This is a genomic window from Pseudomonas sp. DWP3-1-3b3, from assembly GCF_049896305.1.
GTDB classification, from domain to species: domain Bacteria; phylum Pseudomonadota; class Gammaproteobacteria; order Pseudomonadales; family Pseudomonadaceae; genus Aquipseudomonas; species Aquipseudomonas azotoformans_A.
This window is the reverse complement of sequence record NZ_JAFCUA010000002.1, coordinates 354,966-381,508: the sequence shown is the minus strand read 5'-3', so window position 1 is coordinate 381,508 and position 26,543 is coordinate 354,966. Positions and strand designations below refer to the sequence as shown.

The following is a 26,543-nucleotide window of genomic DNA, read 5'->3' as shown; positions in this document are numbered from 1 at the left end:
CGTCGTTTCAGAGATCGGCGGGCAGTGGCTCTTTCAGCCATTGCAGTGCGTTTTTCTCCAGGCTGCCATTGGCCTTGGCCGCGACCAGGATTTGGTTGACCTTCTCCAGCAGCGCCGGCTCGTTCTTGTTCACGCCCACGTACACCGGCGAGTCCTTGAGCTTCACTTTCAGCGCCGGCACGCGTTTGGGGTTGCGTTCGCTGATCGCCACCATCACCACGTTGCCGCTGGCGATCAGGTCGACCTGGCCCGCCAGGTAGGCGGCGATGGTCGAGTTGTTGTCTTCGAAGCGCTTGATCGTGGCTTCCTTGGGCGCCACGGCGGTCAGCTCGATGTCTTCAATGGCGCCACGGGTCACGCTGATGGTCTTGCCCTTGAGGTCGTCGGTGCTGCTGATGGCCGCTTCAGGCGGGCCGAACACGGCCAGGTAGAACGGTGCATAGGCCTTGGAGAAGTCGATGACCTTTTCCCGCTCGGCGTTCTTGCCCAAGCTGGAGATCACCAGGTCGACCTTGCCGGTGGTAAGGAAGGGAATGCGGTTGGTGCTGTTGACCGGGGTGAGTTCCAGCTTGACCTTGAGCTGGTCGGCCAGCAGCTTGGCGGTGTCGATGTCCAGGCCACGAGGCTTCATGTCGGGGCCGACCGAACCGAACGGCGGGAAGTCCTGGGGCACGGCGACCTTGAGGGTGCCACGGGCGACGATATCGTCCAGACCGTTGGCCTGGGCGGGTGCCTGGCCCAGCATCAGGCTGGCAAACAGGGCAGTAAGCAGGGCGCTGTAGCGCTTGGTCATGGCAACTCTCCGAGAAGGGCGAAGGAATTTTCTGGATTTGCTCAGTGCACAGCCCATGCCATCACCCTGAAGAACGCCTGCAAGCCAGGGATTTGTTGAGTTTCGGTGGTCTTACTGGTCTGAACAGTTGCAACGGTTTTCGCACCCTTTTCGAGCGCCGGCAAAACCTCGCGAGCCCCTTTGGGGCGTGGCTTGCCGCCGGACGCGAATAGCTTTACAACTAGCCGCTCAGTTGTCTGGAACCTTGAGTTTTCTATGAATTCCATCGCCCAAGCCGTACCGGAAGCGGCCCTGCAGGCCATCCGCAAACTGATCAAGGAGCAAGGCTTCGGGCCGGGCGATGCCTTGCCGTCGCAACGGGACCTGGCGGTGCAGTTGGGGGTCAGCCGGGCGTCGTTGCGGGAGGCGTTGTCGTCCCTCAGCGCGTTGGGTGTGGTCAGTGTGCAGCCTGGAAAGGGTGTGTTCGTGCAGGCCACCGAGGAGTCGCCGGGGTTTGCCTGGCCCTTCGCGGCCCAGGCCACGCCACTGGATATCTTCCAGTTGCGCTATGCGCTGGAAGGGTTCGCGGCGGGGTTGGCGGCAGTGACGCTGACCATCGATGAGCTGGACAGCCTGGAAGATAACGTCGAGGCCATGCGCAAGGTACTCAAGGCCGGCGACTTCGAGGCGGCCGCACGGCTGGACTTCGAATTCCACCAGCGCATCCTGCTGGCCAGCGGTAATCAGGCGATGGTGAGCATCCTGAGTGCCAGTGCCGAGGTGTTTCTGGAGAGCCAGAAGCTACCGTTCATCCGGCCGGAGCGGGCGATGGAAACCTGGCAGGAGCACCGCCGGATCCTGCGCGCCCTGGCCCGGCGGGCCAGTGCAGCGGCGCAGAAAACCATGCAGGAGCACGTGCGCAACGCGGCGTTGCGCACAGGCATTGCCTTCGTGACTCCCGTCACGCCGTGAGTTGGGCTATACCCAAACTCATGCACCACCATAGCAAGACTCAATCAGAGGCGGCTTCCTGAACGGGGGAAGGGCGGCTATGATGGGCCACGTTTTTTTTGCTTACAATCCGGAGACATCCATGAGCAACGATCTTATCAAGCACGTCACCGACGCGACCTTTGAGGCCGAAGTACTCAAGGCTGCTGGCCCGGTGCTGGTTGACTACTGGGCTGAATGGTGTGGCCCTTGCAAAATGATCGCTCCAGTCCTGGACGACATTGCGACCACCTACGAAGGCAAGCTGACCATTGCCAAGCTGAACATCGACGACAACCAGGAAACCCCGGCCAAGCACGGCGTGCGTGGTATCCCGACCCTGATGCTGTTCAAGAACGGCAACGTCGAAGCGACCAAAGTAGGTGCGCTGTCGAAGTCTCAGCTGCAAGCTTTCCTCGACGCGAACATCTAAGCGTCGTCAAAAAAGCCCCGCAAATTAGCGGGGCTTTTTCGTGAAACAGGGCTAGACGCTCCGAAACTCAGGTGGTACATTCGGCCCCGCACTGGTTTCTCCACTGCCCCCTGCATGCCGTCGCCGACGCACTCCTTTTCGATTAGTACGCGATCCTGTCGCCTTCTCTGCGGCGCGGCCTCATTAAGCCAAAAGCTTAATTTCCCCCCTCCATAAATGATTACGTCATTCCTATATGAATCTGACTGAACTCAAGCAAAAGCCGATTACCGACCTGCTCCAGCTGGCCGAAGAAATGGGCATAGAAAATATGGCCCGTTCGCGCAAGCAGGACGTGATTTTCTCCCTGCTGAAAAAGCACGCGAAAAGCGGCGAGGAAATCTCCGGTGATGGCGTGCTGGAGATTCTCCAGGACGGCTTCGGCTTCCTCCGCTCTGCTGACGCCTCCTATCTTGCCGGCCCAGACGATATCTACGTCTCGCCGAGCCAGATCCGTCGCTTCAACTTGCGCACCGGTGACACCATCGTTGGCAAGATCCGCCCTCCGAAGGAAGGCGAGCGTTATTTCGCCCTGCTCAAGGTCGACACGATCAACTTCGATCGTCCCGAGAACGCGAAAAACAAGATTCTCTTCGAGAACCTGACGCCGCTGTTCCCGACCGTGCGCATGAAGATGGAAGCCGGTAACGGTTCCACCGAAGACTTGACCGGTCGTGTGATCGACCTGTGCGCCCCGATCGGCAAAGGCCAGCGTGGCCTGATCGTCGCACCGCCGAAAGCCGGTAAGACCATCATGCTGCAGAACATTGCAGCGAACATCGCACGTAACAATCCTGAAGTTCACCTGATCGTGCTGTTGATCGATGAGCGTCCGGAAGAAGTGACCGAAATGCAGCGCACCGTGCGCGGCGAAGTGGTTGCCTCCACGTTCGATGAGCCGCCAACCCGCCACGTGCAGGTTGCCGAAATGGTGATCGAGAAGGCCAAGCGCCTGGTCGAACACAAAAAGGACGTGGTGATCCTGCTCGACTCCATCACCCGTCTGGCCCGTGCCTACAACACCGTGATCCCGAGCTCCGGCAAGGTATTGACCGGTGGTGTCGATGCCCACGCCCTGGAGAAACCGAAGCGTTTCTTCGGTGCTGCGCGGAACATCGAAGAAGGCGGCTCGCTGACCATTATCGCCACCGCACTGGTTGAAACCGGTTCGAAGATGGACGAAGTGATCTACGAAGAGTTCAAGGGTACCGGCAACATGGAACTGCCCCTGGACCGTCGCATCGCGGAAAAACGCGTGTTCCCGGCGATCAACATCAACCGTTCCGGCACCCGCCGTGAAGAGTTGCTGACCGCCGACGACGAACTGCAGCGCATGTGGATCCTGCGCAAGCTGCTGCACCCGATGGACGAAGTCGCTGCCATCGAGTTCCTGGTCGACAAGCTGAAAACCACCAAGACCAACGACGAGTTCTTCCTGTCGATGAAGCGTAAGTAATACGACGCTTCAGGTCCGAAAGAATGGCGCCCTCAGGGGCGCCATTTTTTTTGTGCCGGTTTTTTAAGCATTCTCTGTACCCAAATGCACCGCGATAAGCTGCCAGCGGCCGCCATAGCAGGTAGGATGTACGCCTATTTTACGGGTGGCATGGTTAATGAAATTCAAGGATCTTCGGGATTTCGTGCAGCAACTTGAGCAGCGCGGAGAGTTGAAACGTATCCAGATGCCGATTTCCCCGGTGCTGGAAATGACTGAGATTTGCGACCGTACCCTGCGCAACAAGGGCCCGGCGCTGCTGTTCGAGAACCCGACCGGCTTTGATATCCCGGTGCTTGGCAACCTGTTCGGTACGCCCGAGCGCGTGGCCTTTGGCATGGGCGCCGAGTCGGTCAGCGAATTGCGCGAGATCGGCAAGTTGCTGGCCTTCCTCAAGGAACCCGAACCGCCCAAGGGGCTGAAGGATGCCTGGTCGAAGCTGCCGATCTTCCGCAAGATCATTGCCATGGCCCCCAAAGTGGTCAAGGACGCGGTGTGCCAAGAGGTCGTCATCGAAGGCGACGATGTCGACCTGGCCATGCTGCCGGTGCAAACCTGCTGGCCAGGCGATGTCGGCCCTCTGATCACCTGGGGCCTGACCGTCACCAAGGGCCCGAACAAAGACCGCCAGAATCTCGGTATCTACCGCCAGCAAGTGATCGGCCGTAACAAGGTGATCATGCGTTGGCTGAGCCACCGTGGCGGCGCGTTGGACTTCCGCGAGTGGTGCGAAAAACACCCCGGCAAGCCGTTCCCGGTTTCCGTGGCCCTGGGTGCCGACCCGGCCACCATCCTCGGCGCCGTGACCCCGGTGCCCGACAGCCTGTCCGAATACGCCTTCGCCGGCCTGCTGCGCGGTAATCGCACCGAACTGGTGAAGTGCCGTGGCAACGACCTGCAAGTGCCGGCCACGGCTGAAATCATCCTCGAAGGCGTGATTCATCCGGGTGAAATGGCCGATGAAGGTCCTTACGGCGACCACACCGGCTACTACAACGAAGTCGATAGCTTCCCGGTGTTCACCGTCGAGCGCATCACCCATCGCATCAAGCCGATTTATCACAGCACCTACACCGGCCGTCCGCCGGATGAGCCGGCCATTCTGGGCGTGGCGCTCAACGAAGTGTTTGTGCCGATCCTGCAGAAGCAATTCCCGGAGATCACTGACTTCTACCTGCCGCCTGAAGGCTGCTCGTACCGCATGGCCATCGTGACCATGAAGAAGTCGTACCCAGGCCATGCCAAGCGGGTAATGCTCGGTGTGTGGTCGTTTTTGCGACAGTTCATGTACACCAAGTTCGTTATTGTCACCGACGACGACATCAATGCCCGCGACTGGAACGACGTGATCTGGGCCATCACCACGCGCATGGACCCCAAGCGCGACACGGTGATGATCGACAACACGCCGATCGACTACCTCGACTTCGCCTCGCCGGTGTCGGGCCTGGGTTCAAAGATGGGCCTGGACGCCACTCACAAGTGGCCGGGTGAAACCACCCGCGAGTGGGGCCGGGTGATCGTCAAGGATGAAGCCGTCACCGCCCGTGTCGATGCGATCTGGAAAGAATTGGGAATAGATTGATGCGTGTAACCCTGCAACCTTCCGGCGCCGTGCTGGAGCTGGTCCCCGGCGAGCGAATCCTCGAAGGCGCGCGCCGCTTGGGCTACGAATGCCCCCAGGCCTGTCGCAACGGCGTGTGCCATGTGTGCGCCGCGCTGTTGGTGGAAGGCCGGGTTCAGCAGGCCGGTGAAGTGCGTGACCACGGCGAGTTCTACACCTGTATCGCCGAGCCGCTGGAAGATTGCATTGTGTTGTGGGATGGCGTGCTGGCGCCGGGAGAGTTGCCGTTGCGCAAGTTGTCGTGCCAATTGAGTGAATGCGTCGAGGTGGGTGGCGATGTGTGGCGCGTGCGCCTGCGTGCGCCGGCCGGCAAGGCGGTGCGTTACCACGCCGGGCAATACCTGATGATCGAACGTGAGAACGGCGAGAAGTCGGCGTTTTCCCTGGCCTCGGCGCCCCACGCCGGGCGCGAGCTGGAGCTGCATGTACTGGCCCGCGAGGACAGCGCGCGCACCTTGCTTGAACAACTGCAACGCAACCAGATGGCGCGCGTCGAGCTGCCTTTTGGTGATACCCACCTGGCCGAGCTGCCGGATGGGCCGCTGGTGTTGATCGCTGCCGGTACCGGCATGGCGCAGATGCACAGCCTGATCGAACATTGCCGAGCTTCCGGCTTCAAACACCCGGTGCACCTGTACTGGGGCGTGCGCCGTCCGGAAGATTTCTACGAGATTGAGCATTGGGACCAGTGGTTGCAATTGCCCAACCTGTTCCTGCACAAAGTCGTCAGTGACCTGTGCGGCTGGGAAGGGCGCTGCGGGCTGTTGCATGAAGCGGTGTGCGAAGACATCACCGACCTCAGGGCTATGCACGTCTACGCCAGCGGCTCACCGGCGATGATCTACGGCACGCTGGATGCGCTGGTCGAGGCTGGTATGGATGCGCACCAGATGCGTGCCGATGTGTTTGCCTACGCCCCCCGCCCCTGAAGCCTTACGCTGAACCCCTGTGGGAGCTGCACTGTGCTTAGAAGCACACACCGGTCGTGACCATCGCCGCATTGAACCCCAGCAACACCACCTCCGCCGCCACCGGCCCGTAATGCGCGCCCACCGACGGAATGATCACCGGCGCCACGCCGAATCGGTTCAACGGGATCTTGTCGCGGTACTTGCCGCGATAACCCTGGATCGCCCCGCCTGTCAGCTTCAAATACACCGGATAGTCGGCCATGTCGTAGCGCTTGCCCGCATACGCGTAGTACGAACGCTGCCGAAACGAGTTGCGAAACGTCGCCCCGCCATACACAAAGCCTGAGGCTTGATTGCGCTCCAGGCCGATCAGGTCCTGGTTGTTGTTGTGCTCGGGGTCGGGCGCGAAGTGCCGGGTGTAGACGCTGGTCTGCGCGTACCAGAAGCCCTTGTCGTCTTCAGTGGCCGGCGCTTCGCCTGCCAACGCGGTGGTGGCCTGGGCCAGGAACAGCAGGCCAGGCAGTCGGAATTTTTTCATGGGGGCGACCTCGGTAGTCGGTTTGATGGGCGGCTAAGTGGGTCGTGATCTGTGTCCTATTTTGAAGGCTTGGCACGTTTCCAGGCTGAACCGGGGCTGAAAGTAGCGGGATTGGCCCCTGCAATCCTGACGAATGGGCCATTTTGCTTATGCATTCGCTTATGCTTTAAAGGTATTTAATTTGTTACATAAATATCCTTAAGCTATATCGCAACGGACTACCGACTCAATCACAACCACCAACAACTGACCGCCACCGCCCGCCAGCCGGATCGATCGTATGAACTCAGAGCACGACGTTCTGGTTTTGGATTCAAGGGGAGCGGTATGGGGAGCTACAAGCAACACGCGCTGTACTCGGCGATTTTGTCGGCCAATTTGCTGACCGCCGTGGGTTTCAATCCAGTCTTCGCGGCCGAAACGTCCGCCACCGATGTGCCCAAGCTCGACACCGTGATCGTCACCGGCACCCGCGCCCAAGAGCGCACGGCCAGTGCGTCGCTGTCGCCGATCGATGTGATTTCCGGTGACACCTTGCGCAGTACCGGCTCGGATGAACTGGGTGCGGTGTTGGCACGGCTGATTCCATCGATCAACTTCCCGCGCCCAAGCCTGGTGGACGGCGCCGAACTGGTGCGCCCTGCGCAGTTGCGCGGGCTGTCGCCGGATCAGGTGTTGGTGCTGGTCAATGGCAAGCGTCGCCACACCAGTGCGTTCGTTAACCTGGGCGGGGCAGTGGGCCGTGGCTCGGCGCCAGCGGATTTGAATGCGATCCCGCTGTCGGCGGTCGACCATATCGAAGTGCTGCGCGATGGTGCCTCCGCGCGTTACGGCTCGGACGCGATTGCCGGGGTGATCAACGTGATCCTCAAGCACGCCGACCATGGCGGTTCGATCTCCTCCAAGTTCGGCGAGTACAAGAAGGGCGACGGCATCCAGCGCAACCTCAGTGGCAATACCGGCGTGGCACTGGGTGACAACGGCTTTATCAACCTCTCGGCCGAAGGCGCCGACAACGATTACACCAACCGCGCCGGCAAGGATTTCCGCTCAGCCAGCGTAGGCTCCACGACCTACGGCCAGCAGGTGTTTCGCCAGGGCGAGCCGGCCACCAATGAAGGCAAATTCCAGTTCAACTCGGAATATGCCTTCAACGATGCGGCCGAGTTCTACACCTTCGGCGGCTACAGCAAGCGTCGCGGCGAGACCGCGGCGTTCTACCGGGCGAGCAATGCGTCCAACAATATTCCGGCGCTCAACCCCAATGGCTACCTGCCGCTGATCAAGGGCAACCTGGAGGACACTTCCCTAGTGGTGGGCCTGCGCGGGCTGTTGGCCTATGACTGGCATTACGACCTGTCGGCCAACTACGGCAAGAACCAGTACGAGTTGAGCACCGAAACCATCAACACATCCCTGGGCCTGGCCACGCCACGCAAGTTCGACAACGGCACCCTGAGCAACGACCAGAAGCAAGTCAGCCTGGACCTGTCCCGTGAATTCGACGTGGGCTTCCTGCCGTATCCGGTCTCCGTGGCCTTTGGTGGCGAATACCTGCGCCAGGGTTATGAGATTGAAGCAGGTGAGCCAGCGTCCTACTACCAGACCGGCAGTTCGGGCCTCGGCGGTTTCCGTGATGCCGACGCCGGCAGCAGTTCGCGCCACAACTGGGCGCAGTACCTGGACCTGGAAACCAACTTCACCGAAAAACTCAGCGCCTCGGCTGCCGTACGGCATGAGGATTACAGTGACTTCGGTTCCAACGTCAGCGGCTCGCTGTCGGCCCGCTACGACTTCACCCCGCAGGTGGCCCTGCGCGGCAGCATTTCCAACGGTTTCCGCGCGCCGTCCCTGGCTCAGCAGAACTTTGCGTTCACCTCATCGCAGTTGATCGGCAGCGACATCCGCGAGGCCGGTACTTTCCCGGCCTCCAGCCAGGTCGCACGCCTGCTGGGCGCGGAGGACCTGAAGGCCGAGAAGTCACGTAACTACAGCCTTGGCCTGGTGTTGGAGCCCGCCAATGACTTGACCGTGACGGTGGACGTATACCGCATCGATATTCGTGACCGTATCAGCCTGTCGTCGAACCTCAACCTGGACCCGGCCACCCAGGCTTATCTGCGCGCCAATGGCGTGGGCAACATCAACTACACCACCGCCCGCTACTTCACCAACGCCACCGACACCAGCACCGACGGCGTCGATCTGGTGGCCAACTACCGCTACCAGTTCGATAACGGCATCCGTTGGAACAGCACCGTGGGCTACAACTACAACCACACCAAGGTCACCGACGTGAAGCCCAACCCGGCCATCCTCGACAGCCTGGGCGCCAACCTGGTGCGAGTGGATCGTCGTGAGAAAAGCGGTTTGCTGGGCGATACCACCCCGGAACACAAGTTGAGCCTGGGTAACGACTTCACCTTCGGCAATTGGGCGTTGCACAGCAACCTGGTGCGCTATGGTGAATTCACCAGCTACCAGGCTGACAAGGTCAACGACCAGACCTTCAAGGCGGCCTGGGTGCTGGATTTGTCGGCGGACTACAAGCTGAAGAACTGGACCTTCACCCTTGGCGGCGACAACGTCACCGATAAATACCCGGAAAAGGTCAATGCCTTCGCCAGCAGTGGTGGCAATTTGGCCTATAGCACTTTTTCGCCGTACGGTTACAGCGGCGCGTTCTATTACGGTAAAGTTGCCTATAACTGGTAATACACAGGAGACCTAAGCGATTTGCCATGACCGTCATTGAATCCGATCTTTTGCAATTGGCTTACCCTCCGCGGCTCGATCTTGGGCCGCAACTCACTCACGAACAGTTGATGAGCTCAATGCAGGCCACCATGGCCCAGCACAAGGGTGGGCCGGTCTGGCTTTTCGCTTATGGTTCGCTGATCTGGCGCCCTGAGTGTTCGTCCACCGAGCGGGTGCGGGCACGGGTCCACGGTTATCACCGGGGCCTGTACCTATGGTCCCATGAGCATCGGGGTACGCCGGAACTGCCGGGGTTGGTTTTCGGTTTGGATCGCGGTGGCTCTTGCAGCGGGTTTGCCTACCGCCTGCCGGAAGATCAGCTGGAGGCCTCGCTCTACGCCTTATGGCAGCGCGAGATGCCTTATCCCTCCTACCGGCCGCATTGGCTCAGTTGCCGTCTCGAAGATGGCAGCACGGTGCAGGCGTTGGGATTTGTCTTGGAGCGGCACTTGCCCAGCTACGCCGGTAACCTGCCCGACATCGTGCTGAACCATGTGTTGCAGAGCGCTTGCGGGCGTTACGGCACCACTCGCGATTATGTCGAGCAGACCGTCAACGCCCTGCGTAGCCACGCCATGCCAGATAAGAACCTGGAGGCGCGGCTCAAGCGTTGTGCAAAGGGTTGCTCAGGCGCTTAACGCGCCGAGCTGACGCTGTTGGTGTGCCACAGCGTTGGGATCAGGAAGGCGATGGCCAAGATACATGCGCCAATCAGCAGCACGAAACCACCGTCCCAGCCGAAATGGTCCACGGTGTAGCCCATGGCCGCACTCGCCGCCACCGAACCACCCAGGTAACCGAACAGACCGGTGAAGCCCGCAGCGGTACCGGCGGCTTTCTTCGGTGCCAGTTCCAGCGCCTGCAGGCCGATCAGCATCACCGGGCCGTAGATCAGGAAGCCGATGGAGAACAGCGCGATCATGTCGATCATCGGGTTGCCCGGCGGGTTTAGCCAGTACACCAGGGTCGCCACGGTCACCAGTGCCATGAACACAATGCCGGTCAGGCCACGGTTGCCACGGAAGATCTTGTCCGACATCCAGCCGCACAGCAGCGTGCCCGGAATACCGGCCCACTCATAGAAGAAGTACGCCCACGAGGATTTATCCACGGTGAAGTGCTTGGCTTCTTTCAAGTAGGTCGGCGCCCAGTCCAGCACGCCGTAGCGCAGCAGGTAGACGAACACGTTGGCGAAGGCGATGTACCACAGCATTTTGTTGCGCAGCACGTACTTGACGAAGATTTCCTTGGCGCTGAATTCGTCTTCGTGGCTGGCGTCGTAGCCTTCCGGGTAGTCGTTCTTGTACTGCTCGATTGGCGGCAGGCCCACCGATTGCGGGGTGTCGCGCATGGTGATGAAGGCAAAGGCCGCCACCAGCAGGGCCACAGTGGCCGGTACGTAGAAGGCTGCGTGCCAGTCGTTGAACCAGGCCATGCCCAGCAGGAACAGCGGGCCGATCAGGCCGCCACCGACGTTGTGCGCCACGTTCCACACGGACACCACGCCGCCGCGTTCTTTCTGCGACCACCAGTGCACCATGGTGCGTCCACTCGGCGGCCAGCCCATGCCTTGGGCCCAGCCGTTGATGAACAGCAAAATGAACATCATGGTCACGCTGGACGTCGCCCAAGGTGCGAAACCGAAAATGAACATCACACCCGCTGAAACCAGCAGGCCGAAGGGCAGGAAGTAGCGCGGGTTGGAGCGGTCGGACACCAGGCCCATGAGGAACTTGGACAGGCCGTAGGCAATCGCGATAGCCGACATCGCCAGGCCCAGTTCGCCACGGGTATAACCCTCGTCGATCAAGTAGGGCATGGCCAGGGAGAAGTTTTTGCGCAGCAGGTAGTAACCGGCGTAACCGAAGAAAATACCGGCGAAGATCTGCCAGCGCAGGCGTCGGTAGGTACTGTCTATTTTTTCTTCAGGCAGGGGCGCCTGGTGGGCGGCAGGACGAAAGAAAGCAAACATTCAAGAGCTCCAAATTTCTTGTTTTGACTGCGGATGCGAATGTTACAGTTTCGTTACCGAAAATAGCATCGCCTCTTATCTGCAAACACAGGAAATGAGAGCAATTGCATGTTCTCTTACGAACATGTCGCGAATAGATAAGTGGTGGTCGTTTTATCAGTGTGGGGCTGGCGAGCAGCCCCAACGACGGCTCAGCGGGTTTGAACGACCACTTTACCAACAGCCTTGCGCTGCCCCAGGTCATTGATCGCCTGGGCGGCCTGCTCCAGCGGGTACACCTGCGACACCAACGGTTTTAGCTTTCCTTCGCCATACCAACTGAACAACTGCTGGAAGTTCGCCGCATTGTCCTGCGGCTGGCGCTGGGCAAACGAACCCCAGAACACCCCGACCACCGCCGCACCCTTGAGCAGCGCCAGGTTCACCGGCAGCTCCGGGATGCGCCCACTGGCAAAACCCACCACCAGCAGGCGGCCGTTCCAGGCGATGGCGCGGATGGCCTGGTCAAACAGATCGCCACCCACCGGGTCGTAGATCACGTCGGCGCCGTTGCCGTCGGTGAGACGCTTGATCTCGTCTTTCAGGCTGGCTTCGCTGTAGTTGATCAGCTCATCGGCGCCGGCGGCCTTGGCCACGGCGAGTTTGTCGGCACTACTGGCGGCAGCGATTACCCGCGCGCCCATGGCCTTGCCGATTTCCACGGCGGCCAGGCCCACGCCACCGGAGGCGCCGAGCACCAGCAGGGTTTCGCCGGGTTGCAGGTGGGCGCGTTGTTTCAGCGCGTGCATGGACGTGCCGTAGGTCATGCTGAAGGCGGCGGCGGTATTGAAGTCCATGCTCGGCGGGATCGGCAGCACGTTGTAGCCGGGCACCGCGACCTGCTCGGCAAAACTGCCCCAGCCGGTCAGCGCCATCACCCGATCACCGACTTTCAGGTGACTGACCTTTTCCCCGACTTCACTGACCACGCCCGCCGCCTCGCCACCCGGCGAAAACGGGAAGGGCGGCTTGAACTGGTACTTACCCTCGATGATCAGCGTGTCCGGGAAGTTGACCCCGGCGGCATGCACGTCCAGCAGGATCTCGTTCTTCTTGATCGCTGGGCTGGCGACCTCTTCCAGCACCAGGGTTTCGGCAGGGCCGAAGGCTTTGCACAGCACAGCTTTCATCGGACTATTCCTTTTGGCGTCGTGGCCGATAAGTGTAGGAGGGTACGCCCGTGGGTCAACGAGCATGCCCTGGCCTGATAAGCCGCCATAAGCTTGTGCTCTGCCTTGCTAGCGTTATGCTACCCGGCAACCGAATGTGAGGAATGAACTGTGAAAGCGTGGATCCTGTTGATGCTGGCCCTGACGTTGCCCATGGCAGCCCAGGCCGAAGAAGCCAAAGAAGGCGAGGCGCCGAAGGTCAGCTATATCAGTCTGAGCCCGCCGTTCGTGGGCAACTACGGCCTGGATGGCACGGCGAAACTCAAGGTGTTCAAGGCCGACATCGCCCTGCGCGTGACCGGCCCCGAAGCGGCTGCTGCCGTCAAAGCCAACGACGCGTTGATCCGTAATCAGTTGGTGGCGCTGTTCACCCAGCAGACCAACGAGGCCATGAGTACCGTTGAAGGCAAGGAAAAACTGCGTCAGGAGGCCCTGAAGCAAACCCAGCAAGTGATGAATGACGAGACCGGCAAGCCGGTGGTGGAAGACCTGTTGTTCAACAACCTGATCATCCAGTAGTCGCTTTAGGGCACGGTTCAGGAAGCCAGGCTCTTCCTGAACCGCGCCAGTGCCACCGCAAAAAACAGCAACCCAATCCCCGCCAACGCCAGCAAATCCGGCCACACCACCCCCACCCCCGCGTCCCGAAACAGAATCGCCGCACTCAAACTCACAAAATGCGTCGACGGCGACCCCTGCATCACCCACTGCAACCACTCGGGCATGCTGTCCAACGGCGTACTACCGCCGGAGAGCAGCAGCATCGGGATGATCACCGGAATCGCCAGCAGGCCGAACTGCGGCGTCGATCGCGCGAGCGTCGCCAGGAAAATCCCCAAGGCCGTGCTGGCAAACAAGTACAACGCGGTCACGAACAGAAACAAGCTCAATGATCCGGCCAGCGGCACGCCGAGCAAACCTTTGACCACCACTTCCAGCGACAGCCAAGTGCACAGCACCACCACCAGCATGTTGCTCCAGATTTTCGCCAGCATGATTTCCAGCGCCGTCAGCGGCAGCACCAGCAGATGGTCGAGGGTGCCGTGTTCGCGTTCACGCAGCAGGGCGGTGCCGGTCAGGATAATGGCGAGGATGGTGATGTTGTTGACGATCTGAATCACCGCCAAAAACCAGCCGCCCTCCAGATTGGTGTTGAACAGCGCGCGCGTCGTGAGCAGGGCGGGCGCCTGGCTGGCGGCGGCTTGCCCGCTGTAGGCCAGCAATTCGCGCTGGAAAATCCGCCCGATGTAGCCCGCGCCCATGAACGCCTGGCTCATGGCCGTGGCGTCTACGTTCACCTGCACGCCGGGTTGGCGGCCGGCCAGCAGGTCAGCCTGGAAGTTCGCCGGCACATTGATCACGAAGGTGTATTCGCCGCTGTCCATGACCTTGTCCAACTGGTCGTACGCCAGAGGGGTGGGCGCTTGAAACTCGGGGGGCTGCAGCGCCTCGGCCAGTTGCCGTGACAGCGAGCTGTGGTCTTCATCGACAAACGCCACGCTGGCGTTGTGTACACCGATCACCGAGCCGGCGGCGGGCATATAGATGGCGACGGTGAAGGCGTAGAACAGAAACAGCAGCAACACGCTGTCATGGCGCAGGCTGGTCAGCTCCTTGATTCCCAGGCGCAGGATGTGCGTGAACTTATGCATCAGGCCTCCTGCTTCTTGAGCATGACCAGGCTCAGCCCGGTAAACCCGACAAAGAACCCGAACAGCGCCAGGCACTGCGGCCACAACTGGCGCAGGTCCAGGGCCTTGGTGAAGGTGCCCACGGCGACATCCAGGAAGTGCCCCGCCGGAAATAGCATGCCCATCAACGCCGCCGCGCCTTCCAGGGACGAGCGTGGCACGATCAGCCCGGAGAATTGAATGGTCGGCAGGCTGGTGATGATCATGGTGCCGAGGATCGCCGCGATCTGGGTGCGAGTGAACGCAGAAATCAGCAAGCCCATGCTGGTGGTCGCCAGCACATAGAGCAGGCCGCCGAACGCCAGCGTCAGGCCGCTGCCCTTGAACGGCACGCCGAACAGCCAGCGGTTCATCGCCACCAGCACTGCCAGGTTGACCAGGCTCACGGCCAGGTACGGCGCCTGTTTGCCGAGCAGGAATTCCAGGCGGGTCAGGGGCGTGGCGTAGAAGTTGGTGATTGAGCCCAGTTCCTTCTCGCGCACGATGCCGAGGGCGGTGAGCATCGCCGGGATAAACGCCAGGATCAGCGCCATCACACCGGGGCCGATGGCATTCACGCTGACTACGTCCTGGTTATAGCGAAAGCGCGTTTCCAGCTTGGCGGCTGCTGGATTGTTGCGCGGCAGGCTGCTCAGTTCGGCCAGTTGCTGCAGGTTCTCCTGGTGCACGGCCTCGACATAATTGCGGCTGGTTTCCGCGCGAAAGGGCATGCCGCCATCGAGCCAGGCGGCCACGCTGGGCTGGCGGCCGGCGTAGAGATCGCGGCCAAAGCCCGGTGGGATTTCCAGGGCCAGCTTGATTTCCGAACGTTGCAGGCGCCGGTGCAATTCAATTGAGCCCTGAATCGGCGGTTGCTCGGCGAAATAGCGTGAACTGCGAAACGCCTCCAGGTAGGCGCGGCTTTGCGGCGTCTGGTCCTGGTCGTAGACGGCGAAGGCGAGTTTCTCCACATCCAGGGAAATGCCGTAGCCGAAGATCACCATCATGAACATCGCGCCCAGCAACGCGAAGGCCATGCGTACCTTGTCGCGCAGCAGTTCTTTGCCTTCGCGGCTGGCCACGGCCAATAGGCGGGCCAGGCTGAAACCGCGTTTGCTCACGGGCGGCGCGCTGGTTTCGCTGACGGTTGCGGCGGGCGCCGTGGGCTCAGGTTCGCCTTGGGCCTGTTCCAGGCAGGTGACGAACGCCGCTTCCAAGGTGTCGCCCTGGAATTGTCGTTGCAGCGCTTGCGGCGTATCGCAGGCGAGCACTTTACCCGCGTGCATCAGGGAAATGCGGTCGCAGCGCTGGGCCTCGTTCATAAAGTGCGTGGACAGGAAAATCGTCACGCCTTGTTCGCGGGACAGCTCGATCAGCAGTCGCCAGAAATCGTCCCGCGCTGCCGGGTCGACGCCCGAAGTTGGTTCATCGAGGATCAGCACTTCCGGGCGATGCAGCACCGCCACGGCCAATGATAAACGTTGGCGCAGGCCGAGGGGCAGTTCGCCGGAGGGCTGTTCGGCCACGTCGCCGAGATCGAAACGCTGGATCAGCTCATCAATGCGCGGGCCGCTGTCGGCCTTGGGCAAGTCGAACAATTGCGCATGCAGCACCAGGTTCTGGCGCACGCTGAGCTCGCCATACAGCGAGAAACTTTGCGACATGAAACCCACGCGCTTGCGGGTCGCCAGGTCCTTGGCGTTCACCGGGTTGCCCAGCAGCGTCGCACTGCCTTCGGTGGCCGGCATCAGCCCGGTGAGCACCTTCATAGTGGTGGTCTTGCCGCAGCCGTTGGAGCCGAGGAAGCCGAAGATCTCGCCGCGGCCAATGGCGAAGCTGACCTTGTTCACGGCGGTAAAATCGCCGAAGCGCAGGGTCAGGTCGTGGGCTTCGATGGCGATATCGGTGTTGTTGCTTTCCCTGGGCGGAATCACCAGCGGCTGGTTGTTGTGGGCGCTGTCGCCCTGGAAGTGGGTGAAGGCGTCGTCCAGTTTGCCGCTGGCGGTCGCGCCCGCCAATTCACGGCTTAGGCCGTCTGCGATCAGCTTGCCGCGATCGAGCATCAGGCAATGTTCGAATTGCTCGGCTTCTTCCATGTAGGCCGTGGCCACCAGCAGCGTCAGTTGCGGGCGTTCTTGGCGGACGCTTTCGACCAGCTCCCAGAAGCGCCGGCGTGACAGTGGGTCGACGCCGGTGGTGGGCTCGTCGAGGATCAACAGGTCCGGGTCGTGGATCAGCGCGCAACACAGGCCGAGTTTCTGCTTCATCCCGCCGGAGAGCTTGCCGGCCGGGCGTTCTGCGAAGCGCGCAAGGTCGGTGGCCAGCAGCAGGTTGTGCATGCGCTGGTCGCAGTCGGCTTTCGACAGGCCAAACAGCGTGGCAAAGAAACGGATGTTCTCGCTGATGGACAACTCGGGATACAAGTTGCCGCCCAGCCCTTGAGGCATAAAGGCGATGCGCGGGTACAGGCTGTTGCGGTGGCGGCGGTCTTCAATCGCACCGCCCAGCACTTGCAGTTGACCGTCCTGGAGCTTTTTGACCCCGGCGATCAAGCCCAGCAGGCTCGACTTGCCCGCGCCATCCGGCCCGATCAACCCGCAACGCGTACCGGCCGGGAGGCTGAACGTGATGTCGACCAGGGCCTGTTGCTTGCCATAGCGATGGTTGATCGCCGTGGCTTGCAGCGCCAGGGCGGTCATTGCAGGTTGGCCGGCCAGTCGATATCAGCCGTGCGCACGTAGCCGGCGCCGGGCATGCCGGGTTTGGCTTGGGGCACGGCGCTGGGTTGGGTCAGGCGCAGTTTGACGCGGAACACCAGTTTCTGGCGTTCGTCGCGGGTTTCCACTTCCTTGGGGGTGAACTGGGATTTGGCGGCGACAAAGCTGATCTTCGCCGGCAGCGGTTGGTCGGGCAGGGCGTCGAGCAGAATGCGCGCGTCGCTGCTGACGGTGAGCCGGCCGGTGACGGAGGCTGGCAGGTAGAGGTTCATGTATTGATCGTTGGGGTCGATCAGCAACAGGACGCGCCCGCCCGCGCCGAGCACTTCGCCCGGCTCGGCCAGGCGCAGTTGGATAATCCCGTCGATGGGCGCGCGCAGGCTGCTGTCATCGATCTCACTGGTGAGCTGGGCGACCTGGGCTTCGGCGGCGCCAATCGCCGCCTTCACCGAATTGACTTGGGCTTGCGCGGCAATCACGGCGGCGTTGCCGGTGTTCTGCCGTGCCTGCTGTTGGTCAATCAACTGGCTGCTGGCGAAGCCGCGCTTGTACAGTTCCTGGGTGCGCTTGAGTTCCTGGTTGGCCAGCAGTTGCTCGCTCTGGCGCAATTGCACGTTGGCCTCGGCGGCCGCGAAGTTTTCCTTGGCGCGCAGCACTTCGGCTTCTGCCTGGGCGCGTTGGGCTTCCAGCGTGCGGGTGTCCATGCGTGCGAGCAGTTGGCCTTTGAGGACCTTGTCGCCTTCGTCCACGCGTACTTCGGCCAGGCGGCCGGGGATCTTGGCGGCGATCTGCACTTCGGTGGATTCCAGGCGGCCATTGCCCATGCTCAGGCCTTCGGGCAGGCGGTCCTGGGTGGAGCGCCAGTAACCGAAGCCGCCGGCGCCCAGCAACAGGGCAATGAGGGCGATGGCGAAAAGGCGTGAGGCGTGGTGGTTCGTCGACATGGCTGCTTCCTGCGGCATTAGCGTCCTAGTTTGAGCGGTTTGCCCCGGCGGGGCTTTGATACCGGTCAGTTAAAGCAAATTGATCACGGCGGCCCATTGCTCGGGCGTGACGGCCATCACTGAAAGGCGGCTGCCTTTTTGCACCAGGGGCAGTTCGGCAAGGGCGGTTTGTTGTTTGAGGTAGCCCAGGCCAAGCACGTTGGGGAAGGTCTGGACGTGGGCGACGTTGATCGCGCTCCACGGATTTTTTTCCGGAGTGGCCTTGGCGTCGAAGTAGTGGCTTTCGGGCTCCAGCGCGGTGGGATCCGGGTAGGCCGCCTCGACGATTTTGCCGATGCCGGCAATGCCCGGCTCCGGGCAACTGGAGTGGTAGAAGAAAAATTGGTCACCCACCGCCATGGCACGCAGGAAGTTGCGCGCCTGGTAGTTGCGCACCCCGTCCCAGCGCGCTTCGCCGAGCTTTTCCAGGCCTTTGATAGAGAGTTCGTCGGGCTCGGATTTCATCAGCCAATAGGCCATTTTTGGGCTCCTGAAAAAAGCAGTGGGCAAGTTGTCAGGCAATTTGATGACAAACCGACAGTCGGTTGGCGCCAAGGTTTGCGTGTTGGTTCACGTTACCGCAGAATGCCGGCTTTTAAAGCTTGACGCAGCTGCAACGGACTACTTTGGAACGTTGTTGTCATCGTGTACGAGGTGCCTGCAGGGGGGCAATCGATGCAACGTAAACCGGATTTACTATGGATTTTGGTGATTTTGTTTGGTCTGGGCGTCGTGACCACCGGGTATGCCCAAAGCTTATGGTCGAACAAGACCGATGCGCCCGTTGAACTGGCTCAGCAGCAGCCGCAACCGTTCAAACGCTGACTCTTCTTTCAAGGCGCCGCTGATTCCAGTGGCGTCTTCGCACTATACCAATGCTTATCGGTGACGGTGCCCGCCAACGGCACATCCCAGCTTGCCTGTATCAATCGATCGACCTTCTGACATTCATGGGCCAGGCCCAGCAGCGTCGGCTTGCGCCAGCTCTGGCGGCGTGCCAGGTAGGCCAGGCTGCGATCGTAGAACCCGCCGCCCATGCCCAGGCGTCCACCGGCATCATCGAACCCCACCAACGGCAGTAGCACCAGGTCCAAGGCCCAGACTTTGCGCTGGCGGCTGATATTCACTCGTGGCTCCAGGATGCGAAAGCGATTGGGCAGCAGCTTTTCCCCAGGCCTGACGCGCTGGAACACCATCTTGGTCCGTGGCCAGGCGCTGAGCACCGGCAGGTAAGTGGCCTTGCCCCGGCGCTGAGCGGCGCGCAGCAGCAGGCGCGGATCGATTTCACCGTCCGTCGGTAGATACAAAGAGATATGTTTGGCCCGGCGAAACAGCGGGTGCTGTGCCAGTTGCCGATACAGGCCCTGGGCGGCCTTGCGCTGCTCGCTTGGCGTGAGGGCGCGGCGGGCTTTGCGCAACATGCGTCGAAGTTGCGGACGGGAAAGCGGCGCAGGTTCGGTCATGGTTTCCGGCTCATAAAACAATGCCAGTCCGAGGACTGGCATTGAGTTTGGGAATTCAGGCTCCCCGACAGAGCCGCTGTCGACTTAGCCCTTGAACCCGAAAGTTCAAGGTGGAAGATGCAGTAGGCTTTAAGGCTTTCCGTCTAGCGGACATGCACACCAGCCCAACGTGCAACTTCCAGGGTAGTGCGAATCGGCTCAGGGACATCGCCGACTGGCAAACACGCCAGGGAGTGGGGCGAGTATACCTTAAACCGTCGCGGCAATCAGCCCTTGGGTGCGTCTGAATCGCTGGAAAGCACCAGATCGACACGCTCCAGCAGGTCACGCACCTGCTCACGCGTCGAGCCGCTGGCCTGCACGTCAGGGCGTTCCTGCTTATGCAGCAGATCGTGGGTAATGTTCAGCGCGGCCATCACGGCGATACGGTCGGCGCCAATCACTTTGCCGCTGCTGCGGATTTCACGCATCTTGCCATCCAGGTAGCGGGCGGCGCTCACCAGGTTGTTGCGCTCTTCCTGGGGGCAGATGATCGAATATTCTTTATCCAGGATCTGCACGGTGACGCTATTGCTTGAACTCATGAGTCTTGCTCCAGGGCCTTCAGGCGCGAAATCATCGATTCGACCTTACGCCGGGCGATTTCGTTTTTTTCAATGAGGTGAGCGCGTTCCTCGCGCCAGGTCTTTTCCTGAGCTAATAGGAGTCCGTTTTGGCTCTTTAGTTGCTCGACCCGGGTAATTAGCAATTCGAGTCTGGCCATCAGCGCTTGCAGGTCGGTGTCTTCCATTGGGTTCCACTGGATTTGTCTGATGAATGGCAACTGCAGGATAAACGATCTGACGCCCTTGATAGTCTTGGTACGTCTGCCGGTGCTAGGATACAGCGCTCCATTCTAGACATTGCGCCGTCTGGCGCCTAGCTCACCATGCCTATTCAGAACTCCCCGTACGACGCTTTTTCCAAACTGCTGAGCACCAGCGGCCACCCTTGCTCGCCTGCTGAACTGCACGGCGTATTGCTGGGCCGCAGCTGCACCGGCGTTGGCTTTGATGCCGACAACTGGCTGGCTGACGTGGCCGAGCTGCTTGAGACCGAGCCGACCGACAACGTGCGTAACGCGCTGATCGGCCTGCAAGAGATGGTCAAGGGCGAGCTGACCGGTGATGACGTCACCGTGGTCCTGCTGCTGCCGACCGACGACGCACCGCTCGCCGAACGCGCCGCTGCCCTGGGCCAATGGTGCCAAGGCTTCCTCCACGGTTTCGGCGTCAACGCCGGCGGCCTGGAACTGAGCACCGACGCCAAGGAAGTGTTGCAGGATCTGGCTGCGATCTCCCAGGTGCAAGACGCCCTGGAAGAGTCCGAAGACGGCGAAGGCGACTACATGGAAGTCATGGAATACCTGCGCGTCGCGCCGTTGCTGCTGTTCACCGAGACCAAGAAGTCCGCTGAACCCGCTGCACCCAAGCCGTCGCTGCACTAAGAAAGGAAGCCCATCTGCCCATGATCCATATCCCCCGAGCGGAATACACCCGACGCCGCAAGGCGCTCATGGCGCAGATGGAACCCAACAGCATCGCGACCCTGCCGGCCGCCGCCGTGGCGATCCGCAATCGCGATGTCGAGCACGTATACCGCCAGGACAGTGACTTCCAGTACCTGAGCGGTTTCCCCGAGCCGGAAGCGGTGATCGTGCTGATGCCCGGTCGCCAGCACGGCGAGTACGTGCTGTTCTGTCGCGAGCGCAACGCCGAACGCGAACTGTGGGACGGCCTGCGCGCCGGCACCGAAGGCGCGATCCGTGACTTTGGCGCCGACGACGCGTTCCCCATCACCGATATCGACGACATCCTGCCCGGCCTTATCGAAGGTCGCGACCGGGTGTACTCGGCCATGGGCAGCAATGCCGAGTTCGACCGGCACCTGATGGAGTGGATCAACGTGATCCGCTCCAAGGCCCACCTGGGCGCCCAGCCGCCGAACGAATTCGTTGCCCTGGATCATCTGCTCCACGACATGCGCCTGTATAAATCGGCGGCAGAAGTGAAGGTGATGCGCGAGGCCGCGCGAATCTCCTGCGCGGCCCACGTGAAGGCGATGCAGGCCAGCCGGGCCGGTCTTTATGAATTCAGCCTGGAAGCCGAGCTGGATTATGAATTTCGCAAAGGCGGCGCGAAAATGCCGGCCTATGGCTCCATCGTCGCCGCCGGGCGCAACAGCTGCATCCTGCATTACCAGCAGAATGACGCACTGCTCAAGGACGGCGACCTGGTGCTGATCGACGCCGGTTGTGAGATCGACTGCTACGCGAGCGACATCACCCGCACCTGGCCGGTCAATGGCAAATTTTCGCCGGAACAGAAGGCGATCTACGAAATTGTGCTGGCTTCCCAGGAAGCCGCGTTTGCCGAAATCGCCCCGGACAAGCATTGGAACCAGGCGCATGAGGCCACCGTGCAGGTGATTACCGCCGGTTTGGTGAAACTGGGGTTGCTGCAGGGTGACGTCGACGAGTTGATCGCCAGCGAAGCCTATAAAGCCTTCTACATGCACCGCGCCGGCCACTGGCTGGGTATGGATGTGCATGATGTGGGCGAGTACAAGGTGGGCGGTGAATGGCGGGTGTTGGAAGTCGGCATGGCGCTGACCGTAGAACCGGGCATTTATATTTCGCCGGACAACCCGAATGTGGCAAAGAAATGGCGTGGCATTGGCGTACGCATCGAGGACGACGTGGTAGTGACCAAGCAAGGCTGTGAAATCCTGACCGGTGGCGTGCCCAAGACCGTCGCTGAAATTGAAGCGTTGATGGCGGCTGCCCGATGAGCCGGGTCAACCTGGCAATCATTGGCGGCGGCCTGGTCGGCGCCAGCCTGGCGCTGGCGTTGCAGGCTGGGGCCAAGGCGCGCGGCTGGAAGATCGTGCTGATCGAACCTTTTGCGCCGGGCGACAGCTACCAGCCGAGCTACGATGCGCGTTCTTCGGCGCTGTCCTACGGCGCCCGGCAGATCTATCAGCGCCTGGGTTTGTGGCAAGAGATTTCGCGCCGCGCCGAGCCGATCAAGCAGATTCATGTGTCTGACCGTGGGCGTTTCTCCACCGCGCGCCTGTCCGCCATGGAAGAGGGCGTGCCGGCCCTCGGCTATGTGGTGGAAAACGCCTGGCTGGGCCAATGCCTGTGGCAAGGCCTGGACAAAGAGGTGGTCAGCTGGCGTTGCCCGGCCGAAGTCACACGCATGGAACCGCTGCCCGATGGCTACCGCCTGACCCTCAATGATGAAACCGTGTTGGAGTGCGACCTCGCCGTGCTGGCGGACGGTGGCCGCTCCGGCCTGCGTGAGCAACTGGGCATCGGCGTGAAAACCCGCCCGTACAACCAGAGCGCGTTGATCGCCAACATCACCCCCAGCGAATCCCATAACGGTGAAGCCTTCGAGCGTTTCACCGATGAAGGCCCGATGGCCCTGCTGCCGCTGCCGGACAACCGCTGCGCACTGGTGTGGACGCGCATCGGCATGGACGCGCAACGCCTGGCCAACCTTGACGAACGCAGCTTCCTTAGCGAGTTGCAGGGCGTGTTCGGCTACCGCCTGGGCACGCTGAAGCAAGTCGGCGCCCGTCATCTGTATCCGCTGACATTGGTGGAAGCCGAGGAGCAAGTGCGCTCCCACCTGGCGATCCTCGGCAACGCGGCCCACAGCCTGCACCCGATTGCGGGGCAGGGCTTCAACCTGTCCCTGCGTGATGCAAATGCATTGGCTGAAGCCTTGTTGGCCGGGCCGCAAGTGCCGGGTGACCTGGCCACCTTGCAGGGTTATCGCGAGCGCCAGCGCCTGGACCAGAAGCTCACCGTGGGTTTCTCCGACCAGGTCACGCGCCTGTTTGGCAGCGCCCAACCGCTGGTCGCCCTGGGCCGCAACATGGGCCTGCTGGGCCTGGACTTGCTGCCGCCGGCCAAGCGCTGGTTCGCGCGTCAGGCCATGGGTCTGGGTACCCGTCCCGATGCGTAACTGGTTGATTGAGCGCCTGGGCAAGGCGCGGTTATTGCGCTGGTTTCTGAGCCTGTACCCGCCGTACCTCGGCGCGGGTGTACGGGTGCAAGAACTGAGCGCGGACTTCCGGCATGTCAAAGTGCGCATGGGCCTGGGCTGGTACAACCGCAATTACGTCGGTACGCAGTTTGGCGGCAGCCTGTATTCGATGGTCGACCCGTTCTACATGCTGCTGTTGATGGAGAACCTTGGCCGCGACTACATCGTGTGGGACAAGGCGGCGAGTATCGATTTCATTTCGCCGGGCAAAGGCCCGGTGTATGCCGAGTTTTCCATCGATGATGCCTTGCTCGATGAGATCCGCCGGCAGACCGAAGGGGGCGAGAAGTACCTGCCCCACCTCAAGGTCCAGATTCATGACGGCTCCGGCACTCTGGTGGCGCGAGTCGACAAAACCCTTTACGTGCGGCGCAAGCCGCCAGCGAGACAGGCTTAAAGCATGGACATGCGCGCAGATGTGCTGATTGTCGGGGCCGGAATGGTCGGAAGCGCCCTGGCGCTGGCGTTGCAGGGCAGTGGCTTGCAGGTGCTGCTGCTCGACGGCAGCCCGCTGAGCGTCAAGCCGTTTGACCGCGAGGCCGCATTCGAACCCCGCGTGAGCGCCTTGTCGGCCGCCAGCCAGCGCATCCTCGAGCGCTTGGGCGTGTGGGACGGCATCGTCTCGCGCCGTGCAAGCCCTTATGGCGAGATGCAAGTGTGGGACGGCAGCGGCACCGGGCAGATCCATTTTTCCGCCGCCAGTGTGCATGCCGAAGTGCTCGGGCATATCGTCGAGAACCGCGTGGTGCAGGATGCACTGCTCGACCGTCTGCACGACTGCGACCTGGGCCTGTTGGCCAATGCGCGCCTGGAACAGATGCGCCGCTCCGGCGATGACTGGCTGCTGACCCTGGCCGACGGCCGCACGTTACGTGCGCCGTTGGTGGTGGCTGCCGATGGCGCCAATTCCGCCGTGCGCCGCCTGACCGGCACCGCCACCCGCGAATGGGATTACCTGCATAACGCCATCGTCACCAGCGTACGCAGCAGCCAGCCGCACCAACGTACGGCGTGGCAACGCTTTACCGACACCGGCCCGCTGGCATTCTTGCCGCTGGTACGGGACGGGCAGGAAGATTGGTGTTCGATCGTCTGGTCGACCACGCCGGCTGAGTCAGAGCGCTTGATGGCGCTGGATGATGAAAGCTTCTGCCGTGAGCTGGAGCGCGCCTTCGAAGGGCGGCTCGGCACGGTGTTGAGCGCCGACCCGCGCGTCTGCGTGCCACTGCGCCAGCGTCACGCCAAGCGCTATGTGGCCGAAGGCCTCGCGTTGATTGGCGACGCGGCGCACGTGATCCATCCCTTGGCGGGGCAGGGCGTGAACCTGGGTTTCCTGGATGCGGCGACACTGGCTGAAGTCTTGTTGTCTGCGACCGAGCGCGGCGAGCGCCTGGCGGATGTAAAGGTGCTGAGCCGCTACGAGCGTCGACGCATGCCGCATAACCTGGCGTTGATGGCGGCGATGGAGGGTTTTGAGCGACTGTTCCAGGCTGATCAACTGCCGCTGCGCTGGTTGCGCAACGCCGGTTTGAAAATGGTCGACCAGATGCCCGAGGCCAAGGCTGTGTTTGTGCGCCAGGCGCTGGGCCTGAGCGGGGATCTGCCGGAGCTGGCCCAGCCCTGAAACAGTCGTGCAACATCTGGTAACGCCTCCACCAAGCGCTACCAAATGTGAGTCCTTATCATTTGCCCTCTTTTTGCAAATGAGAGACCGCACCCATGTTGGCACCCAAGCGCCTCCTGACTGCCCTGGCACTCACCCTGATCGGCAGCACCACCGTGCAGGCCGCCGACGAAGTGGTGGTCTACTCCTCGCGCATCGACGAACTGATCAAGCCAGTGTTCGACGCCTACACAAAGAAAACCGGCGTGCAGGTGAAATTCATCACCGACAAGGAAGCCCCGCTGATGCAGCGCATCAAGGCCGAGGGCGAAAACGCCACCGCCGACCTGCTGCTCACCGTCGATGCCGGCAACCTCTGGCAGGCTGAGCAAATGGGCATCCTGCAACCGTTCACTTCCCCGGTGATCGACAAGAACATTCCCCTGCAATACCGCTCTTCCAAACACACCTGGACCGGCTTGAGCCTGCGCGCGCGGACCATCGCCTATTCCACCGACCGGGTAAAACCGGGCGACCTCACCACCTACGAAGCCCTGGCCGACAAACAGTGGGAAGGCCGCCTGTGCCTGCGCACGGCGAAAAAGGTCTACAACCAGTCGCTGACCGCCACCCTGATCGAAACCCACGGTGCGGCCAAGACCGAAGAAATCGTCAAGGGCTGGGTGAACAACCTGTCCACCGACGTGTTCTCCGATGACATCGCTGTGCTGGAGGCCATCAATGCCGAGCAGTGCGACGTGGGCATCGTCAACACCTACTACTATGGCCGCCTGCACAAACAGAAGCCGGACCTGGCGGTAAAACTGTTCTGGCCGAACCAGGGCGACCGTGGCGTGCACGTGAACCTGTCGGGCATCGGCCTGACCCAACACGCTCCGCACCCGGAAGCCGCCAAGGCACTGGTGGAGTGGATGACCACGCCTGAGGCGCAGAAGATTTTTGCCGACGTGAACCAGGAGTTCCCGGCCAACCCGGCCGTACCGCCGTCGCCAGAAGTCGCGAGCTGGGGCAAGTTCGTGGCGGACACCTTGCCGGTGGAAGTGGCGGGCAAGCGCCAGGCTGAGGCGATCCGGTTGATGGATCGGGCTGGCTGGAACTAAATTTTTAAAACGCCGCAGATCGAAATGTGGGAGCGGGCTTGCTCGCGAAAGCGTCGTGTCAGTCGATACATGTGTGGCTGATACACTGCATTCGCGAGCAAGCCCGCTCCCACATTGGTTAGCGGCGCCTTGAAAATCTTTATTATTCTGAGA

General features: G+C 61.5%; 26 protein-coding genes and 1 other RNA gene. 15 read left to right on the top strand and 12 right to left on the bottom strand.

What is annotated here, in order from left to right:
- Window positions 1-7 precede the first annotated feature (7 nt).
- A complete protein-coding gene (locus ACP7BX_RS08145) occupies window positions 8-793 on the bottom strand; it encodes a transporter substrate-binding domain-containing protein (protein WP_033897528.1) in 786 nt (261 codons plus the stop codon).
- A gap of 255 nt (window positions 794-1,048) precedes the next feature.
- On the opposite strand from ACP7BX_RS08145, the gene ACP7BX_RS08140 reads away from it, so the two are divergent.
- The 5 genes from ACP7BX_RS08140 to ACP7BX_RS08120 all read left to right on the top strand — a co-directional run bounded on the left by ACP7BX_RS08140 (window position 1,049) and on the right by ACP7BX_RS08120 (window position 6,282).
- Window positions 1,049-1,744, top strand: coding sequence for a FadR/GntR family transcriptional regulator (locus tag ACP7BX_RS08140; protein ID WP_426127165.1), 696 nt, complete (start codon window positions 1,049-1,051; stop codon window positions 1,742-1,744).
- 121 nt (window positions 1,745-1,865) lie between these two features.
- Window positions 1,866-2,195, top strand: coding sequence for a thioredoxin TrxA (gene trxA, locus ACP7BX_RS08135; RefSeq protein WP_015886460.1), 330 nt, complete (start codon window positions 1,866-1,868; stop codon window positions 2,193-2,195).
- 235 nt (window positions 2,196-2,430) lie between these two features.
- A complete protein-coding gene (gene rho / locus ACP7BX_RS08130) occupies window positions 2,431-3,690 on the top strand; it encodes a transcription termination factor Rho (RefSeq protein ID WP_016973082.1) in 1,260 nt (419 codons plus the stop codon).
- Between the two features lie 157 nt (window positions 3,691-3,847).
- Window positions 3,848-5,314 carry a 4-hydroxy-3-polyprenylbenzoate decarboxylase gene (gene ubiD / locus ACP7BX_RS08125; protein WP_003176824.1) on the top strand — a complete coding sequence of 489 codons (1,467 nt, stop codon included), beginning with the start codon at window positions 3,848-3,850 and terminating at the stop codon, window positions 5,312-5,314.
- On the top strand, window positions 5,314-6,282 hold the full coding sequence (locus ACP7BX_RS08120) for a CDP-6-deoxy-delta-3,4-glucoseen reductase (protein ID WP_426127167.1): 969 nt from the start codon (window positions 5,314-5,316) through the stop codon (window positions 6,280-6,282). Before ubiD ends, ACP7BX_RS08120 begins: the two co-directional genes overlap by 1 nt.
- A gap of 37 nt (window positions 6,283-6,319) precedes the next feature.
- Here ACP7BX_RS08120 and ACP7BX_RS08115 read toward each other — a convergent pair whose 3' ends face one another.
- Window positions 6,320-6,802, bottom strand: coding sequence for a sn-glycerol-3-phosphate transporter (locus ACP7BX_RS08115; RefSeq protein WP_426127169.1), 483 nt, complete (start codon window positions 6,800-6,802; stop codon window positions 6,320-6,322).
- 327 nt (window positions 6,803-7,129) lie between these two features.
- On the opposite strand from ACP7BX_RS08115, the gene ACP7BX_RS08110 reads away from it, so the two are divergent.
- Both ACP7BX_RS08110 and ACP7BX_RS08105 read left to right on the top strand, forming a co-directional pair.
- Window positions 7,130-9,517 (top strand): TonB-dependent receptor plug domain-containing protein, encoded by a 2,388-nt coding sequence (locus ACP7BX_RS08110; RefSeq protein ID WP_426127171.1) that lies wholly within the window; start codon window positions 7,130-7,132, stop codon window positions 9,515-9,517.
- Window positions 9,518-9,543: 26 nt separating this feature from the next.
- Window positions 9,544-10,197 carry a gamma-glutamylcyclotransferase gene (locus ACP7BX_RS08105; protein ID WP_095013950.1) on the top strand — a complete coding sequence of 218 codons (654 nt, stop codon included), beginning with the start codon at window positions 9,544-9,546 and terminating at the stop codon, window positions 10,195-10,197.
- Here the strand turns inward: ACP7BX_RS08105 and glpT are convergent.
- Complete coding sequence (gene glpT, locus ACP7BX_RS08100) at window positions 10,194-11,531, bottom strand: glycerol-3-phosphate transporter (protein ID WP_133075523.1); 1,338 nt, start codon at window positions 11,529-11,531, stop codon at window positions 10,194-10,196. The two genes, ACP7BX_RS08105 and glpT, sit on opposite strands and share 4 nt — an antisense overlap.
- A gap of 191 nt (window positions 11,532-11,722) precedes the next feature.
- A complete protein-coding gene (locus ACP7BX_RS08095) occupies window positions 11,723-12,700 on the bottom strand; it encodes an NADPH:quinone oxidoreductase family protein (protein ID WP_177110425.1) in 978 nt (325 codons plus the stop codon).
- A 150-nt stretch (window positions 12,701-12,850) separates the two neighbouring features.
- On the opposite strand from ACP7BX_RS08095, the gene ACP7BX_RS08090 reads away from it, so the two are divergent.
- Window positions 12,851-13,258, top strand: coding sequence for a flagellar basal body-associated protein FliL (locus tag ACP7BX_RS08090; RefSeq protein ID WP_016978962.1), 408 nt, complete (start codon window positions 12,851-12,853; stop codon window positions 13,256-13,258).
- Between the two features lie 17 nt (window positions 13,259-13,275).
- Here the strand turns inward: ACP7BX_RS08090 and ACP7BX_RS08085 are convergent, their stop codons facing one another.
- The 4 genes from ACP7BX_RS08085 to ACP7BX_RS08070 form a co-directional block, all read right to left on the bottom strand.
- Window positions 13,276-14,391, bottom strand: a complete 1,116-nt coding sequence (locus tag ACP7BX_RS08085; RefSeq protein ID WP_426127174.1) for an ABC transporter permease — start codon at window positions 14,389-14,391, stop codon at window positions 13,276-13,278.
- A complete protein-coding gene (gene rbbA / locus ACP7BX_RS08080; RefSeq protein ID WP_426127176.1) occupies window positions 14,391-17,108 on the bottom strand; it encodes a ribosome-associated ATPase/putative transporter RbbA in 2,718 nt (905 codons plus the stop codon). The genes ACP7BX_RS08085 and rbbA overlap by 1 nt, the downstream gene beginning before the upstream one ends.
- Complete coding sequence (locus ACP7BX_RS08075; protein WP_426127178.1) at window positions 17,105-18,070, bottom strand: HlyD family secretion protein; 966 nt, start codon at window positions 18,068-18,070, stop codon at window positions 17,105-17,107. The genes rbbA and ACP7BX_RS08075 overlap by 4 nt, the downstream gene beginning before the upstream one ends.
- Before the next feature lie 69 nt (window positions 18,071-18,139).
- Window positions 18,140-18,589, bottom strand: a complete 450-nt coding sequence (locus ACP7BX_RS08070; RefSeq protein ID WP_426127180.1) for an EVE domain-containing protein — start codon at window positions 18,587-18,589, stop codon at window positions 18,140-18,142.
- A gap of 195 nt (window positions 18,590-18,784) precedes the next feature.
- Between ACP7BX_RS08070 and ACP7BX_RS08065 the strand changes: the two genes are divergently transcribed.
- Entirely contained in the window at window positions 18,785-18,934 is a 150-nt protein-coding gene (locus ACP7BX_RS08065) for a hypothetical protein (protein ID WP_010207387.1), read from the top strand.
- Window positions 18,935-18,942: 8 nt separating this feature from the next.
- On the opposite strand, the gene ACP7BX_RS08060 is transcribed toward ACP7BX_RS08065, so the two are convergent.
- The 4 genes from ACP7BX_RS08060 to ACP7BX_RS08045 form a co-directional block, all read right to left on the bottom strand.
- Entirely contained in the window at window positions 18,943-19,572 is a 630-nt protein-coding gene (locus ACP7BX_RS08060; protein ID WP_033897543.1) for a 5-formyltetrahydrofolate cyclo-ligase, read from the bottom strand.
- A gap of 57 nt (window positions 19,573-19,629) precedes the next feature.
- Window positions 19,630-19,808, bottom strand: a non-coding RNA gene (gene ssrS / locus ACP7BX_RS08055) — 6S RNA.
- A gap of 30 nt (window positions 19,809-19,838) precedes the next feature.
- Window positions 19,839-20,156 (bottom strand): cell division protein ZapA, encoded by a 318-nt coding sequence (locus tag ACP7BX_RS08050; RefSeq protein ID WP_003176812.1) that lies wholly within the window; start codon window positions 20,154-20,156, stop codon window positions 19,839-19,841.
- Complete coding sequence (locus ACP7BX_RS08045) at window positions 20,153-20,362, bottom strand: TIGR02449 family protein (protein WP_007982902.1); 210 nt, start codon at window positions 20,360-20,362, stop codon at window positions 20,153-20,155. The genes ACP7BX_RS08050 and ACP7BX_RS08045 overlap by 4 nt, the downstream gene beginning before the upstream one ends.
- 138 nt (window positions 20,363-20,500) lie before the next feature.
- On the opposite strand from ACP7BX_RS08045, the gene ACP7BX_RS08040 reads away from it, so the two are divergent.
- The 6 genes from ACP7BX_RS08040 to ACP7BX_RS08015 all read left to right on the top strand — a co-directional run bounded on the left by ACP7BX_RS08040 (window position 20,501) and on the right by ACP7BX_RS08015 (window position 26,390).
- Window positions 20,501-21,058, top strand: coding sequence for a YecA family protein (locus ACP7BX_RS08040; protein ID WP_021492630.1), 558 nt, complete (start codon window positions 20,501-20,503; stop codon window positions 21,056-21,058).
- Between the two features lie 20 nt (window positions 21,059-21,078).
- Complete coding sequence (gene pepP / locus ACP7BX_RS08035; RefSeq protein ID WP_426127182.1) at window positions 21,079-22,401, top strand: Xaa-Pro aminopeptidase; 1,323 nt, start codon at window positions 21,079-21,081, stop codon at window positions 22,399-22,401.
- Window positions 22,398-23,585: a 2-octaprenyl-6-methoxyphenyl hydroxylase gene (ubiH, locus tag ACP7BX_RS08030; RefSeq protein WP_269132265.1), complete on the top strand. Its 1,188-nt coding sequence runs from the start codon at window positions 22,398-22,400 to the stop codon at window positions 23,583-23,585. The genes pepP and ubiH overlap by 4 nt, the downstream gene beginning before the upstream one ends.
- Entirely contained in the window at window positions 23,578-24,063 is a 486-nt protein-coding gene (locus tag ACP7BX_RS08025) for a DUF4442 domain-containing protein (protein ID WP_016978971.1), read from the top strand. Before ubiH ends, ACP7BX_RS08025 begins: the two co-directional genes overlap by 8 nt.
- A 9-nt stretch (window positions 24,064-24,072) precedes the next feature.
- On the top strand, window positions 24,073-25,290 hold the full coding sequence (locus ACP7BX_RS08020) for a 2-octaprenyl-3-methyl-6-methoxy-1,4-benzoquinol hydroxylase (RefSeq protein ID WP_167351277.1): 1,218 nt from the start codon (window positions 24,073-24,075) through the stop codon (window positions 25,288-25,290).
- Window positions 25,291-25,385: 95 nt separating this feature from the next.
- Window positions 25,386-26,390: an extracellular solute-binding protein gene (locus ACP7BX_RS08015; RefSeq protein ID WP_426127185.1), complete on the top strand. Its 1,005-nt coding sequence runs from the start codon at window positions 25,386-25,388 to the stop codon at window positions 26,388-26,390.
- Window positions 26,391-26,543 lie beyond the last annotated feature (153 nt).